This is a genomic window from Comamonadaceae bacterium M7527 (genome assembly GCA_021044545.1).
Taxonomy (GTDB): Bacteria; Pseudomonadota; Gammaproteobacteria; order Burkholderiales; family Burkholderiaceae_C; genus RS62.
This window is the reverse complement of the sequence record CP087990.1, coordinates 1,754,990-1,769,797: the sequence shown is the minus strand read 5'-3', so window position 1 is coordinate 1,769,797 and position 14,808 is coordinate 1,754,990. Positions and strand designations below refer to the sequence as shown.

The following is a 14,808-nucleotide window of genomic DNA, read 5'->3' as shown; positions in this document are numbered from 1 at the left end:
CCAAGCCGCTTTAACAACTCATTCGGGCACCCGCGCCTCTCAGCACTATTGACCGCCCCATAAAATAGTTCTAAAGTGTCGCTCGCAGCCAAACGGCTGTTTAAAAGTAACACCTAGGGAGTAACCATGGCACGGAATTTGCACACACACACACACAGTACTATCCTGTTAAAACCTGCATCGCCCTAGCGGCGATGATTTTGGTGAGCGGTGGGGCTTGGGCGGAATCGTCAGTAACGCAAACGGCAACGGACATCACATTTCAAGACTACAGCTATCCCGCTCTTCGCGCCACAATCCCCACTGATATCTACAGCAAGAATGAAGTTGACGGGCTTGTAGCAAACACAACAGGCCCCGCTGGCCCCCAAGGCCCGCAAGGTGAACAAGGCCTCGCTGGCCAAGACGGCCAAGACGGTGACACAGGCCCCGCAGGCCCACAAGGTGAACAAGGCCCCGCAGGCCAAGACGGCCAAGACGGTGACACAGGCCCCGCAGGCCCACAAGGTGAACAAGGCCCGCTGGCCCCCAAGGCCCGCAAGGTGACACTGGCCCCGCTGGCCCACAAGGTGACAAAGGCGCAGGCATTGTGGTCAACACAGCCGACGGCACAGCAACCATTGCCGAAGAAACAAACAGCGACAACAAGGTAATTGTTTATTCCAAAGACAAAACCGACGCGCTACTAAACGCCAACGCAGACGCTATCGCCAAACGCAAGGTCACCACCGACGCAGACGGAAACATAGCTACCATTACCGACGGCACTACCAGCGTAGAGGTCTACACCAAGAAATTGGCCAATGAAGTTATAGGTGACCGCACCGGCAAGACCACCAGCGTAACCGGTGACATCACAGCCCTACAGACCACAGTCGGCAAGGCCGCACAGGGTGACAACCCCGCAACAGGCCTAGTGAAAAACGTCGCTACCAACAAGGCCGACATTCACGCCATCAACGAACACCTAGGCGTTCGCAAAGCAACACGTGCCGATGGACGGACTAGGCCAAGCGTAAAAGTAGGGGATAGTGAAGCATTGGAAGCCGTGGTATCACTGCACGCAACGGGTGCAAATGACCCAGCAGGCGACCAAGCCGAAATCACCATATCCAACTCAGAAGTCGCTATTACCCGTGGCGACGGCGAAGTGGTATTTGACGCCGACAACGACGCCGCAGGCGGCAGCTACACCCGCATCCGTGGCGGTACGGCTACCACCATCCAAACCTTGCGCGACCAAGACATAGGCGTGGCCCCCGGCACAGGCAACAGTGGCGTGTTGTTCCAAACCACCATGTACGGTTTGGGTGGCGACTACAGCGTTGAATACACCGCCGACGCAGCCGCTTTTACCGCCTTTACCGCCGACGGCACCCTGCCCGACGACGCACCAATTGGGGCAACCGGCATTGTTGACGAAGGTGGCACTTACAAATACGTCACCAACGTACGCTTAGGTGGTGTGGCTGCAGGTGTTAATGCCAACGACGCAGTCAACAAAGGCCAGCTAGACGCTGCAAACGTGGCACGCACCAACGCCGACGCCGCATTGGGCCGCCGCATTGACACCAACAGCCAGCGCATAGACGGCAACACCCAAGGCATTGCCAACGTGGCCGCCATGGCCAGCTTGCCCGCCCTACCCAATGGGGCCAGCAGCGGCTTTAGCGCAGGCATTGGTGGCTACAACGGTAAGAGTGCTGTGGCCATTGGCTTCCAGCACCGCCTAAGTGCCAACACCACCTTCAAGGTGTCAGCCGCCACAGGCAACAAAGGCAAGCCAACCGTGGGCGCAGGCTTTAGCTACAGCTGGGGCGGCAGCCGTTACAGCGCTAGCAGCCAAACCGAGGCCATGCAAGCCAAGGAAGAAGCCATGCAAACCAAAGCTGAAGCTGCACAAGCCAAGGATGAAGCAGCACAAGCCAAGGCCGCATTGGCCAGCGTGATGGAGCGCTTAGAAGCACTAGAAGCCAAGGGCGCTATGTAACCACTTAGCGCTGCAACAGCACTGCCCCAAACGCTCACAAGGCGCTTGGGGCTTTTTAATTCTTAGGGGTGATTTATGAAAACCATAAAAACAGCGCTAGGCCTTGATGCCAGCGCCGAAGGTGTAGGGGCCACAGCCATAGGCGCACTGGCCAAAGCCACAGAAGCCGGTACCGTCTCGTTTGGCAGCGGCGACAGCGTAGACCCAACTCGCCGTTTGGTAAACGTAGCAGCAGGCAAACGCAACACCGATGCGGTCAACGTGGGCCAACTCAAAACCGCCATGAAACGACAAGCCAATGAGATATACGAACTCAAACGCCAGCTACAAGCACTGGCACACCAAACTTAATTGGGTGTCCACAGTTGGGTGTCCACAGTGGCTATGGTTTAGCCGCGTAGTAAGCGGTCTTCAGCGCGGGCCAGGCTGGCGGGTGTGCCGCTGAGTACCACCGCATCGTCAGCGCGCAGTGGCACTTGCGCCCAGTCGTCGCTGAATTGTTGGCCGCGTCTGCGCAGCCCAACAACGGCGACATTAAGCCCCTCAAAGGCCAGTTGTGCCACCGTTTTGCCTACGCCGTAGGCGTTCATGGGTAAGGCAACGGTTTGCAAGCGCTCTTGGTCTAGCTCGTCAATGGTGTCGTCATCGGCGCCGTGAAAATAGCCGCGCAGCAAACTGTAGCGTTTGTCGCGCTGGTCTTGCACTTGGCGAATCACGCGGCGCATGGGCACGCCCACCAAGGCCAGCGCATGTGAGGCCAACATCAAGCTGCCCTCAATCGCCTCCGGTACCACTTCGGCGGCACCGGCTGCAATCAGTCGGTCAATGTCGTGGTCGTCAACGGTGCGCACAATCACTGGCACTTGCGGTGCGTGTGCTTTGGTGTTGGCCAGCACCTTCAACGCAGCGTGTGTTTCTTTGTAGGTTACAACCACGGCGCTGGCTCTGGCCAGGCCTGCGGCCATGAGTGCTTGCAAGCGTGCAGCGTCACCAAACACCACAGAGTCGCCAGCGGCTGCGGCTTGGCGCACGCGGTCGGGGTCAAGGTCAAGCGCCATGTAGGGTATTTGTTGCGCGTCCAGCATGCGTGCCAAATTTTGCCCGCTTCGGCCATAGCCGCAAATGACCACGTGGTGGTTGGCACTGATGGCCTTTTTGGCAATGGCGGTCATTTGTACAGACTGCATCAGCCAGTCACTGCTTGCCAAGCGCGAGACGGCCGCCTCGCTGTACATGATGATGAATGGCGTGGCCATCATGGAGATCACCATGGCTGCCAATATAGGGTTGAGCATTTCGGCTGCAATGAGGTTGTTTTGCGAGGCCAGTGTGAGCAACACAAAGCCAAACTCACCAGCCTGCGCCAGGTATAGCCCCACGCGTATAGACGTGCCCACAGGTGCGCCCCACAGGCGCGTTAGGCCAGCAATCAGCACAAATTTAAACAGCACTGGCAAGACAATGAGCATGAGCACCAAAGGCCAGCGTTCCAGCACAATGCGCCAGTCCAGCATCATGCCTATGGTGATGAAAAACAAGCCCATCAACACGTCGTGAAAGGGGCGTATGTCGGTCTCTACCTGGTGCTTGAATTCGGTTTCTGAAATCAGCATGCCGGCCACAAACGCACCCAGCGCCAAAGACAAACCCGCGTGCTCTGTGAGCCAAGCCAAGCCCAAAGTAATGAGCAATAGGTTGAGCATGAACAGCTCGTCGCTTTTGCGCTTGGCCACCAAGGTTAGCCACCAGTGCATGATTTTTTGGCCACCGGTTAACAGCAGGGCAATCAGTACAGTGGCTTTTAGCAGCGCCAGCCCAATGGCTATGGCCATCTCGTCGCCGCGGCTGCCCAGCGCCGGGATCATGATGAGCAAGGGCACCACAGCCAAGTCTTGAAACAACAAAATGCCTACGACGCGTTTGCCGTGCTCGCTGCCTAGTTCTAAGCGCTCAGAGGTCAGTTTGATGACCACAGCTGTGCTGCTCATAGACATCACGCCGCCCAGCGCCAACGCCGTTTGCCAGTTCATGACCCAGCCGCTTGGCCATGCCCAAGCCAACAGCAACGAGCCCAAAGTGGCCACCACAATGGTGGCCAACACCTGCGAGGTACCCAGTCCAAACACTAGTTTGCCCATGGTGCGCAGCTTGGGCAGGCTGAACTCTAGGCCAATGACAAACATCAAAAACACCACACCAAACTCGGCCAGGTAGCGCACACCGGCAGAGTCTTGCGCCAGGGCCAAGGCGTTGGGCCCGATCAACACACCCACCATCAAGTAGCCCAGTACGGGCGGCAAGCGCAAATAGCGACAACCCACCACACCCAAGACGGCGGCGAGTAGGTATAGCAAGGTGATGTCTAATGCATTCATAACGAGAGGGTGGTGTGTCGTGCCATGTTAAACGCTGGCGGTGGGGCGTTTTGTGTGGCGTGGCTATAAAGTGCCAATGACAGATAATTAAGCCATGCAAGAGACACCTACCACCGCCACGACTATGAATACAGAACAAGCACTGCGCGTTGCGCGTGACACGCTAGACATTGAGGCTCAAGCGGTGCAGGCCATGGCCCAGCGCTTAGACCAGCGTTTTGCCCAAGCCGTGCAAGCTGTTTTGACTTGTGCCGGTCGCGTGGTGGTCATGGGTATGGGTAAAAGCGGGCACGTGGGCAACAAAATTGCCGCCACCTTGGCCTCCACTGGTACGCCTGCCTTTTTTGTACACCCCGGTGAGGCCAGCCACGGCGACCTAGGCATGATCACCGAGGCCGATGTGGTGCTGGCTATTAGTAACAGCGGCGAGAGCGATGAGCTCAACGCCGTACTGCCTGTTATCAAGCGCATGGGTATTGGCCTTATTGCCCTAACCGGGCGACCAGAGTCGTCGCTGGCCAATTACGCCAATTGGGTGCTAGACAGCAGTGTGGCCAAAGAGGCTTGTCCGCACAACTTGGCGCCCACGGCCAGCACCACGGCCCAAATGGCCTTGGGCGATGCCTTGGCCATGGCCTTGCTGGATGCCAGAGGCTTTAAGCCACAAGACTTTGCACGCTCACACCCGGGTGGTGCCTTGGGGCGCAAGTTGCTAACCCATGTCAGCGACATCATGCGCAGCGGCGACGATGTGCCGCGCGTGACGGCCACCACCAGTGGCATGGACTTGATGCGCGAGATGAGCGCCAAAGGCCTGGGCGCCACCGCCATAGTAGACGGCGACAACCACGCCATTGGTATTTTTACCGATGGTGACTTGCGCCGCGCCATAGAGCAAGGCGTTGATTTGCGCACGGCTGTAGCCGGCGACATCATGCGCCCCAGCCCGCGCACCATCAACGCACAAGAGCTGGCTGCACAGGCGGCGGACTTGATGGAGGCCAATGCCGTGACCAGTTTGCTGGTGGTCAATGACGCACAAGAGCTCATTGGTGCCATCAATACCAACGACTTGATGCGCGCCAAGGTGATTTAAACAATGACCAAGCTTCACAGCCCATCCATTGCGCGCTTTCGCGCTGACTTGTTGACACAGGCCGCAGCCGTCAAAGTGGTGTTCCTTGATGTTGACGGCGTGCTGACCGACGGCAGTTTATGGTTTAGCGACGCGGGCGAGACCATGAAGCGCTTTAATACGCTTGATGGCCACGGGCTTAAGCTGCTGCAGCGCGCGGGCATTACGCCGGCGGTGGTCACAGGGCGGGACTCAGCCGCGTTGCGCAACCGTTTAAGCGCCTTGGGCGTGGTGCATGCACGCTTTGGTACTGAAGACAAGTTGCCCGCGGCCAATGAATTGTTGGCCGAGCTGGGCCTGAGCTGGGCGCAAGCCGCTGCCATGGGCGACGACTGGCCAGACTTGCCTATGCTCACGCGCGCGGCCCTGGCGTGTGTGCCGGCAACGGCGCAGGCTGATGTGTTGGCGCATGCCCACTTCACACCGCATGCCAGCGCTGGCAACGGCGCTGTGCGTGAACTGTGTGACTTGTTGCTGCATGCAACAGGCCAATACGACCAATTGCTACAGGACGCTTTGCAGTGAGTAGCGAGTCCATGCTGCCAGCAATCACGCCAGCCAGGGACCGCTATAAAGGCGTGCGCGGTATGCGGCTGTGGTGGCTGCGCATGCGCAAACTGGCTGACCAACTCATAGCCTATGTGCCGCTGGCGTTGATGGCCGTGTTGGCGGCCATGACGTTTTGGTTGCTGCGCCTCACGCCAGTGCCAGACGAGGTGCATACCGCGCCGGTCGCGCCCAAGGTGCCCGACAATTATCTGGTTAACTTTGTGGCTCGCAGCTTTGATGCCAGCGGCGCGCTCAGCTCGCAAGTTGCAGGCAAAGCCGCGCAACATTTGCCGGCCACTGGCGAGTTGCGCATACAAATGGCCCGCATGAAGGCTTGGGGTGACAACAGCACTGTTACTGACAGCACTTCCAACAATGCGGTCGTCAATCAGGCGCAAACGCAGTTTGAGCTCACTGGTGATGTGGTGGTGAATCGGCGCTCACCCAACGCACCCAATCTACAAATTGTGGGGCAGCAGCTGTTTATTGACACGGCGCTAGACCGCATGAGTACAGATTTGCCCGTGGTGGTGCGCCGCAATGCCGATGAGATCAAAGCGCAACGCATGGTGGTGGATAACGCCAGCGGTATCACGCAATTTGACGAACAAGTGCGCGCGGTGCTGCAGCGCAAGCCCTAAGTGCTGCACATATTGGCCAACGCGCTGTTTGGTCGTTTACTCAGTGGTTGTGCAAGCAGGCCGCGTCAGGCTCGTTAAAAAACAAACTTGTAAAGAGAGTGCAGTGTATGGATGTTGTGGTGTGGTTTTTCTTGTTGGGTGTGTTTGCAAAGCTGGTTAAAAGCGACCTACGCCTGCCCGAGCCGCTTTACGAAACCCTGTCTATTTATTTGCTGCTGGCCATTGGTCTGAAAGGCGGCATTGAGCTTAGTCGCCAGTCTTTGTGGGAGCTTGCGCCGCAAATTGCCTTGTGTTTGGGCTTGGGCTTGATCATTCCGGTGCTTGTGATGCCGGTGTTGCGCGCCTTGGGTTTGCGCGCCATAGATGCGGCGTCTATGGCGGCGCACTATGGCTCTGTGAGTGTGGTGACTTTTGCTGTAGGCCTGGCCTACCTCAATGCCAAAGGTATTGAGACTTCCAGCCACGCAGCGTTGTGGGTGGCAGTGATGGAGGCGCCTGGTATTGTGGCTGGCATCGTGTTGGCGTACTGGTTTGTCAAAGACGACAAGGCCAGCGCCAACAGCGCTGCCAAGTCTGGTGACAAAGCCAGTGGCTTGCGCGGTGTGATGCACGACGTGTTGTTTGGCAAGTCTATTTTGTTGCTGATGGGCGGTTTGTTGGTGGGCGCAGTAATGGGCGAAGACGGCGTGGCACCAATTGCGCCCTTGTTTATTACGCCCTTCAAAGGTGTGCTGGCTTTGTTCTTGTTAGAGCTGGGCCTGGTTGCTGGTGCGCGTGTGGGAGACCTGCGCCGCTACGGCATACGCCTGATTGCGTTTGGTGTTTGTGCGCCACCGGTGTTGGCCTTGTTGGGCATGGCCGGCGCGCGTGCCCTGGGGCTTGGTGTAGGCGATATGGTGATATTTGCGGTGCTGGCAGCCAGCGCCAGCTACATCGCGGCACCCACGGCCATGCGCATGGCGCTGCCCAAAGCCAATGCGGCGTTGTCTATTACGGCATCGCTGGGTCTGACGTTTCCGTTCAATATCGTGGTGGGTGTGCCGTTGTACACCTCTATTGCTATGTGGTGGGGTAGTGCATGAGTCAAACATCTGAAGATGCCAAGCTGCAGCGTGCAGCAACTTTTGAAAAAACCTTGCTGGTGGTCTTGTGCGAGGCCATGCTCGAGAAGCCCTTGCTCAAACTGGCCAAGCAAATGGGTGCCTTGGGCTATACCGTGCATGATGTGCGCGGTGGTGGTTCTTGGGGTACGCGCGATGCCATGTGGGAAGCGGACCGCAGCATTGAGGTGAAGTTCATTTGCGCACCGGCAGTGGCGCGCACCATGGCAGACGCTGTGGTTGCCAATTTCGGTGAAGACTATGCCTTAAGCCTGTACCTAAGCCCTGTTGAAGTATTGCGTGGGCACAAGTATTAGCCACTGCATTACCGCTGGTATGGGCGTAAAAAAACCGGCGGGCACCAAGTGCCGGCCGGTTGATGGGGTTGTTACACCCTAGACGAATCTAGGATTAGTAACCACCACGGCCACCGCCGCCATCGCGACCGCCGCCGCCGTCGCGACGACCACCGCCACCGTATGGGCTACGGAAACCATCGTTGCCGCCGCCGAAGCCGCCGCTACGTGGTGGACGTGGCTCCATGGGGCGAGCTTCGTTCACCACCAAGTTGCGACCGCCCAATGGCTGGCCGTTCATGCCGTTGATGGCAGCTTGTGCTTGCGCATCGTCAGCCATTTCTACAAAACCGAAGCCTTTAGAGCGACCGGTGTCACGTTCCATCATTACCTTGGCGCTGGTTACAGTGCCAAATTCGCCGAAAGATTGGCTCAGGTCATCGTCACGCACTTGGTAAGGCAAGTTGCCGACGTACAGTTTGTTGCCCATTCTGGGACTCCTCAAAAAAACACACTACTTAGCGATGGAAGTCCGGCAAGCACAAACTGAATTGACTTCATCGGGCACGCAAAACTGACCTATCACCTCTATCAACGCGACACTCGGTGCCACGCCCTAGCATTATCACGGTAAACCTGCTGAATTACCGTAAATATTGCAAACCAACGCCTTAAAAACCAATAAAAATGCTTTTGCTAGCCCAAATGCCGCCGCAAAACCACGTTTTGCGGTCTTTGGACCGGTTGTTTACCAGCTCACCTCGCGTTCAGGTGTGGCGCTGATTTGATGAATGGCCAGGTCGGCACCTTGAAATTCGTCTTCGTTTGACAGGCGTAATCCCATGGTGACTTTTAAGATGCCGTACACAACAAGGCCTCCCATTACTGCCCACACAACGCCCAGGGTGGTGCCAATGAGTTGCGCACTTAAACTGACGCCGCCTACACCACCCAAAGCCTTGCTGCCAAAGATGCCAGCAGCAATGCCGCCCCAGGTGCCGCATAAACCATGTAGTGGCCATACGCCCAGCACGTCGTCAATCTTCCATTTGTTTTGTACTTGCGTGAACAGCCATACAAACAAGCCGCCCGCAATCGCGCCGACAAACCAGGCGCCTATGGGGTGCATGACGTCTGAGCCTGCACAAACCGCTACCAAACCGGCCAAGGGCCCGTTGTGCACAAAGCCCGGGTCGTTTTTGCCCAATACCAAAGCGGCCAATGTGCCGCCTACCATGGCCATGAGTGAGTTCACAGCGACCAAGCCGCTGAGATTCTCAACGGTTTGCGCGCTCATGACGTTAAAGCCAAACCAGCCTACGCACAGTATCCAGGCACCCAGTGCCAAAAACGGAATGCTTGAGGGTGGGTGTGCGCTTAGCGAGCCGTCTTTACGGTAGCGGTTGTAGCGCGCGCCCAGCAACAATACAGCGGGCAAGGCAATCCAGCCGCCTACGGCGTGCACCACGACAGAGCCTGCAAAGTCGTGAAACGGTGCGCCTGTGAGTTGCTCTATCCAGGCTTGTACGCCAAAGTTGCCGTTCCAGGCCACGCCTTCAAAGAAGGGATAGATAAAGCCTACGATGACGGCCGTGGCAATGAGTTGTGGCCAAAACTTGGCGCGCTCTGCAATGCCGCCCGAGATGATGGCCGGGATAGCGGCCGCAAAGGTCAGCAGGAAGAAGAACTTCACCAAGTCGTAGCCGCTGCGCTGTGCCAGGGTTTCAGCCCCTACAAAAAAGTGCGTGCCGTAGGCCACACCGTAGCCGACTAAAAAATACACGACGGTAGACACAGAGAAGTCCACCAAGATTTTTACCAGCGCGTTGACCTGATTTTTCTTGCGCACTGTGCCCAGCTCTAAAAACGCAAAGCCCGCGTGCATGGCCAGCACTAAAATTGCGCCTAATAGTATGAAAAGGGCATCCATGCCCTGTTTGAGTGCATCCATCGCGTAAACCTGCCTACAAAATAAAGTTGTGCATTGATTTGGTGCGCTCTTGGGTCGTTTAACCGCTGCGCACCAAAAGGCAGCAATATCTGCGCCATCGCGGTGCGTGAGTGCTGCAGGGCGCACTTGGGGCTGCTTGCTATACTGACAGTTGCATCGTTTTGCGAATGCATCGCGCCGATTTGCTCCAACTTGCGGGCGCGTTCAACCCAGACGCTGGGTGTAACAAATACAGCTAAAAACGGGACCTGCGTACCAACCCAGTGCCGTTTTTGGTTCACTGGGTTTTTTGTGTCATGCCATTAGTAGCCGTTGCCCAAACGCTAAATGTTGCCCAGCCGCTGACGCTGCGCAGCGGCGCAGTGTTGCCCAGCTACACCCTGGCTTATGAGACTTATGGCCAACTCAATGCCGACGCGAGCAATGCTGTGTTGGTGTGCCATGCGCTGAATGCCTCGCACCATGTGGCAGGTGTTTACCAGCAAGACGACGGAACCTTAGAGGCCAAAAGCACTGGCTGGTGGGACAACATGGTGGGCCCTGGCAAACCGGTAGACACCAACCGCTACTTTGTCATTGGCGTTAACAACATTGGTTCTTGTTTTGGCTCTAGCGGCCCAGCCAGCACCAACCCCGCTACGGGTCAAGTGTGGGGCGCAGACTTTCCGGTGGTCACGGTGCAAGACTGGGTCCACACCCAGGCCGCACTGCTAGACGCCTTGGGCATTGAGCAGCTGGCCGCCGTAATGGGCGGCAGCCTGGGCGGCATGCAAGCCTTGAGCTGGACGCTGCAATACCCAGACCGTGTGCGCCATGCCGTGATTGTGGCCAGCGCGCCCAACCTGACCGCAGAAAACATTGCATTCAACGAAGTGGCGCGCCGCGCCATCGTGACCGACCCAGACTTTTTTGAGGGTCACTACCGCGCGCACAACACCTTGCCGCGCAGAGGCTTGCGCATTGCGCGCATGATTGGTCACATCACCTACCTTAGTGACGATGTGATGAACGCGAAATTTGGCCGCAGCTTGCGTCGCGCTGCCGACGCGTTGCGCAGCGGGGCCGTATCTGCCGATTACTTGTACAGCACGCAAGACGTCGAGTTTGAGATAGAAAGCTACTTGCGCTACCAGGGAGACAAGTTCGCCGAGTATTTTGACGCCAACACCTATTTGCTGATTACACGTGCCTTGGATTACTTCGACCCAGCGCGTGAACACGGTGGTGTTTTGAGCGCGGCACTGGCACAGGCAAAAGCCAGGTTTTTATTGGTGAGCTTCAGCACAGACTGGCGCTTTGCACCCAGTCGCAGCCGTGAGCTGGTGCAGGCGTTGCTGCAAAACAAGCATGCTGTGAGCTACGCCGAAATTGATGCGCCACACGGCCACGACGCCTTTTTACTGGACGACGCGCGCTACCACGGTGTTGTGCGCACCTACTTTGATCAAGCCGTCACTGTAAAAGGTAGTGCCTCATGAGTACCGACCAGACCATGCAAGCCTTGGCCAACCTGGTGCCAGTGGGCTCGCACGTGCTAGACCTTGGTTGTGGCGACGGCGCCATGCTGGCTTACTTGCAACAACACCGCCAGTGCACAGGCTATGGCGTAGAGATAGACGACGCAAAAGTCAAAGCCTGTGTGGCCGCTGGCGTGAGTGTGTTGCAGCTCAACCTGGACGAAGGCCTGTCTATGTTTGACGACAACGCCTTTGACGTGGTGCTGCAGCTGGACACCTTGCAGCACTTGCGCAATGCCGAAGTCATGCTGCGAGAAACTGCGCGCGTGGGGCGCATTGGTGTTGTGGCGTTTCCCAACTTTGCGCACTGGCCCAACCGTTTGCAAGTGCTCATGGGCCGCATGCCTGTGACCAAGCGCTTGCCTTACCAGTGGTACAACACGCCCAACATACGCGTGGCCACCTTTGCTGACTTTGAGGTGTTGGCCACGTCCAACAGCTTGCACATTGACGAGAGCTTTGGCTTGCACGCCGGGCAGGTCAAGCGCTGGCTGCCCAATGCTTTTGCGAGTACGGCTGTGTTCAAGTTTCGCAAATAAGCCACGCCATGCAGGCCAGCACCCGTCCACCACGCTTTGCGCAGCGGCTGTGGCCGTGGCTTGACCTGGTCAATGCCCGTAGTCTGCGCCTGGATGCGCAAGCAGGTTTGTTGGGCATGGTGTTGTCTTTGCCGCAAGGCATTGCGTTTGCCACGCTGGCGGGCTTGCCGATTGAGTACGGTGTTTACACATCCATCGTGCCGTGCATAGTGGCGGCCTTGTTGGGTTCTAGTTGGCATGTCACCTCTGGGCCTACCAATGCGATTTCCTTGGCCATGCTGGCCATGCTCGCGCCGCTAGCTGCGGTGGGCAGCGCCCACTACATTGCTCTGGCGCTTACCGTGACTTTGCTGGTGGGGCTTATACAGCTGGGTGTGGGTGTGTTGCGTTTGGGCAGCGTGGCCAACTTTATCTCGCCAGTGGCCTTGTTTGGCTTTACGGCGGGTGCGGCCTTGTTGATTGCCATGAGTGCCTTACCCGACGCGCTGGGCCTGGACACAGCCGATATACACGGTGCAGTGCCATCCGCGTCTTATGCCTTAACCCACCTGGCGCAGTCACATTGGGGCAGTGTGCTGGCCGCAGCGCTCACCGTGGTGGTGGCCTTGTTGGTCAAGCGCTGGCGCCCATCTTGGCCGCATATGTTGCTGGGCCTGGTTGCTGCCACTGTTGTCTCGCTGTTGTTGCCCAGTGATCAAGTGGCCACTGTTGGTCGCATTCCTTCGCCGTTCCCACAATGGTCTTGGCCAGCAGTGCCACTGCGTGACTTGCCTGAGCTGGTGGGGCTGGCTTTGGCACTGAGCCTGGTGGCCATGGGGCAGAGCGTGTCGATTGCCAAAGCGCTGGCAGACAAGTCTGGTCAACGCGTGGATACCAACCGTGAGTTTGTTGGTCAGGGCTTGTCCAATGTCGTGGGTGCGTTTTGCTCATGCTATGTGTCGTGTGGCTCGCTCAACCGTTCGGTACCCAACTATGAGGCCGGCGCGCAAACGCCGCTGGCCTCTGTGTTTTCAGCACTGCTGATGTTGGCATTGGTGGGCGTGGCAGCGTCGCAGTTGTCACACATACCTGTGGCCGCTATTGCAGGTTTGCTGATGTTGGTGGCTTGGAGTTTGTTAGACGTGGCGCGCTGGCGCCATGTGTGGCACGTTAGCCGACGTGACTTTGCTATTGCAGGCGCTACGCTGGTAGCGACCGTGACGTTGCGCCTGGAGTACGCCATTGTGTTGGGCGCTTTGCTCAGCTTGATGGTGTTTTTGTACCGCACAGCCAACCCTGCCATGCGCCGCATGGGTTTTGATACGCTGGAGCAGCCGCGCCGCTTTGTGGTGTTGGGCGGCGTTGGCAACACATCTGATGTTGACGCTGATGCGGCGCTGCCAGAGTGCCCACAGCTGACGCTATTGCGCATGGAGGGTGATGTGTATTTTGGCGCGCGGTGCAGTCGGTGAGTGACAGGCTGCAACAGCTGCGCGAGCAGCCAAGCCCGGCCAAGCATTTGCTGGTGATGGCCAAAAGCATGAATCACATTGACCTGGCAGGCGAGCAATTGTGGCGTCAGGAGCTGGTAGCGCGGCGCGCCAAAGGCGGTGACCTGTACTTTCACCGCCCACGCCCTGAGGTGCTGGCTATGTGGCACGCTACAGGCTTTGATAAAGCGCTTGGTGCAGCCAATGTGTTTGCAGACAAGCAAAGCGCCATTGGACATATTGTTCCGTTACTGGATGCTCGCGTTTGCAGCCAATGCACCGTGCGTATTTTTCAAGAGTGCCCAAAAGCCTAAAGGACTGCCATGTATACGCCTGAAGCCAAAGCCCTGGCCACGCCAGATGGGCAAAGACTGGTGTCGTTTGCGTGGCCGTGGCGGCGGGACGATGCGCCGCGTGCGCATGTGTTGTTGGTGCACGGCTTGGGTGAGCATGCCAGGCGCTATGACACACTGGCCATGTGGTTTCAAAACAAGGGCATAAGTGTTTGGGCGTATGACCAACGCGGCCATGGCGTGTCAAGCGGCGCGCGTGCCACGCTGCCCACGCCTGATGCCTTGTTGTATGACCTGGATGTGGTGTGGCAAGCCTTTGCCAATGCGCACAACAGTGGCGTGCCGCTGCTGGTGCTGGGCCACAGCATGGGCGGCTTGGTGGTGATGCGTTGGTTGCAGCGAGACACCATGCTGCAGCAAACGACCAGGCCTGCTGCGGCCATTGTGTCGTCACCAGCGCTGGGTGTGTACGCCAACGGTGTTGAGCAATGGTTGGTGAGAACGCTGGCGCGGTATGTACCCAATGTGCGGCTTGGTAATGGCTTGAAGCTTCAAGGCTTGTCACATGATCCAGCGGTTATCCAAGCCTACAAACAAGACCCATTGGTGCACAAATACGTGACGCCGCGTTTGGTGCAATGGATTGTTGCCAACGGAGCACATGTGGTGGGCAGCGCTGCCCAGTGGTCTCTGCCAAGCCTGTTGATGTACGCCGGCGCGGATGCGCTGGTTAATCCCAAAGCGGCTGATGCATTCGCCAAGGCAGCGCCTGCCTGCGTGCAAACGCATCGCCTGGACGCTGCGTTTCATGAGATTTTCAACGAGTCTGCCCAGTACCGTGACCAAGCCTTGGCCACGCTGCAGCAATGGCTGGACGGGCTGCTGGGCAAGTCAGCCGCATGAAGGTCTGGTATGCGTCGCCTTGTGTCGCGCCTTAGGGTGTGAGCGCATCA

13 protein-coding genes and 1 pseudogene are annotated in these 14,808 nt (G+C 57.7%); 11 read left to right on the top strand and 3 right to left on the bottom strand.

Annotation, left to right across the window (positions count from 1 at the left end):
- Positions 1 to 589 precede the first annotated feature (589 nt).
- Both LN050_08555 and LN050_08550 read left to right on the top strand, forming a co-directional pair.
- Positions 590 to 1,990 carry a YadA C-terminal domain-containing protein gene (locus tag LN050_08555; GenBank protein UFS55829.1) on the top strand — a complete coding sequence of 467 codons (1,401 nt, stop codon included), beginning with the start codon at positions 590 to 592 and terminating at the stop codon, positions 1,988 to 1,990.
- 75 nt (positions 1,991 to 2,065) lie between these two features.
- A complete protein-coding gene (locus LN050_08550; protein UFS55828.1) occupies positions 2,066 to 2,341 on the top strand; it encodes a hypothetical protein in 276 nt (91 codons plus the stop codon).
- 38 nt (positions 2,342 to 2,379) lie between these two features.
- Here the strand turns inward: LN050_08550 and LN050_08545 are convergent, their stop codons facing one another.
- The gene (locus LN050_08545) at positions 2,380 to 4,365 is read right to left on the bottom strand and encodes a cation:proton antiporter (protein ID UFS55827.1); all 1,986 of its coding nucleotides are present in this window, start codon (positions 4,363 to 4,365) and stop codon (positions 2,380 to 2,382) included.
- Between the two features lie 94 nt (positions 4,366 to 4,459).
- Between LN050_08545 and LN050_08540 the strand changes: the two genes are divergently transcribed.
- The 5 genes from LN050_08540 (at position 4,460) to LN050_08520 (ending at position 8,107) form a co-directional block, all read left to right on the top strand.
- Positions 4,460 to 5,461, top strand: coding sequence for a KpsF/GutQ family sugar-phosphate isomerase (locus LN050_08540; GenBank protein UFS55826.1), 1,002 nt, complete (start codon positions 4,460 to 4,462; stop codon positions 5,459 to 5,461).
- A gap of 3 nt (positions 5,462 to 5,464) precedes the next feature.
- On the top strand, positions 5,465 to 6,025 hold the full coding sequence (locus tag LN050_08535) for an HAD hydrolase family protein (protein UFS55825.1): 561 nt from the start codon (positions 5,465 to 5,467) through the stop codon (positions 6,023 to 6,025).
- 11 nt (positions 6,026 to 6,036) lie between these two features.
- Positions 6,037 to 6,690 (top strand): LPS export ABC transporter periplasmic protein LptC, encoded by a 654-nt coding sequence (gene lptC / locus LN050_08530; GenBank protein UFS55824.1) that lies wholly within the window; start codon positions 6,037 to 6,039, stop codon positions 6,688 to 6,690.
- Between the two features lie 107 nt (positions 6,691 to 6,797).
- Positions 6,798 to 7,772 carry a sodium-dependent bicarbonate transport family permease gene (locus LN050_08525; GenBank protein ID UFS55823.1) on the top strand — a complete coding sequence of 325 codons (975 nt, stop codon included), beginning with the start codon at positions 6,798 to 6,800 and terminating at the stop codon, positions 7,770 to 7,772.
- Positions 7,769 to 8,107 (top strand): transcriptional regulator, encoded by a 339-nt coding sequence (locus LN050_08520; GenBank protein UFS55822.1) that lies wholly within the window; start codon positions 7,769 to 7,771, stop codon positions 8,105 to 8,107. The genes LN050_08525 and LN050_08520 overlap by 4 nt, the downstream gene beginning before the upstream one ends.
- A gap of 94 nt (positions 8,108 to 8,201) precedes the next feature.
- On the opposite strand, the gene LN050_08515 is transcribed toward LN050_08520, so the two are convergent.
- Both LN050_08515 and LN050_08510 read right to left on the bottom strand, forming a co-directional pair.
- Entirely contained in the window at positions 8,202 to 8,576 is a 375-nt protein-coding gene (locus LN050_08515) for an RNA-binding protein (GenBank protein ID UFS55821.1), read from the bottom strand.
- A 258-nt stretch (positions 8,577 to 8,834) separates the two neighbouring features.
- Positions 8,835 to 10,037, bottom strand: a complete 1,203-nt coding sequence (locus LN050_08510) for an ammonium transporter (GenBank protein UFS55820.1) — start codon at positions 10,035 to 10,037, stop codon at positions 8,835 to 8,837.
- Between the two features lie 296 nt (positions 10,038 to 10,333).
- Here LN050_08510 and LN050_08505 point away from each other — a divergent pair, with 296 nt between their 5' ends.
- The 4 genes and pseudogenes from LN050_08505 to LN050_08490 all read left to right on the top strand — a co-directional run bounded on the left by LN050_08505 (position 10,334) and on the right by LN050_08490 (position 14,758).
- Positions 10,334 to 11,515, top strand: a complete 1,182-nt coding sequence (locus LN050_08505; protein UFS55819.1) for a homoserine O-acetyltransferase — start codon at positions 10,334 to 10,336, stop codon at positions 11,513 to 11,515.
- Positions 11,512 to 12,093 (top strand): methionine biosynthesis protein MetW, encoded by a 582-nt coding sequence (metW, locus tag LN050_08500; GenBank protein ID UFS55818.1) that lies wholly within the window; start codon positions 11,512 to 11,514, stop codon positions 12,091 to 12,093. Before LN050_08505 ends, metW begins: the two co-directional genes overlap by 4 nt.
- A gap of 8 nt (positions 12,094 to 12,101) precedes the next feature.
- A pseudogene (locus LN050_08495) lies at positions 12,102 to 13,876 on the top strand (SulP family inorganic anion transporter).
- Positions 13,877 to 13,885: 9 nt separating this feature from the next.
- On the top strand, positions 13,886 to 14,758 hold the full coding sequence (locus LN050_08490; GenBank protein ID UFS55817.1) for an alpha/beta hydrolase: 873 nt from the start codon (positions 13,886 to 13,888) through the stop codon (positions 14,756 to 14,758).
- The last annotated feature ends 50 nt before the right edge of the window (positions 14,759 to 14,808 follow it).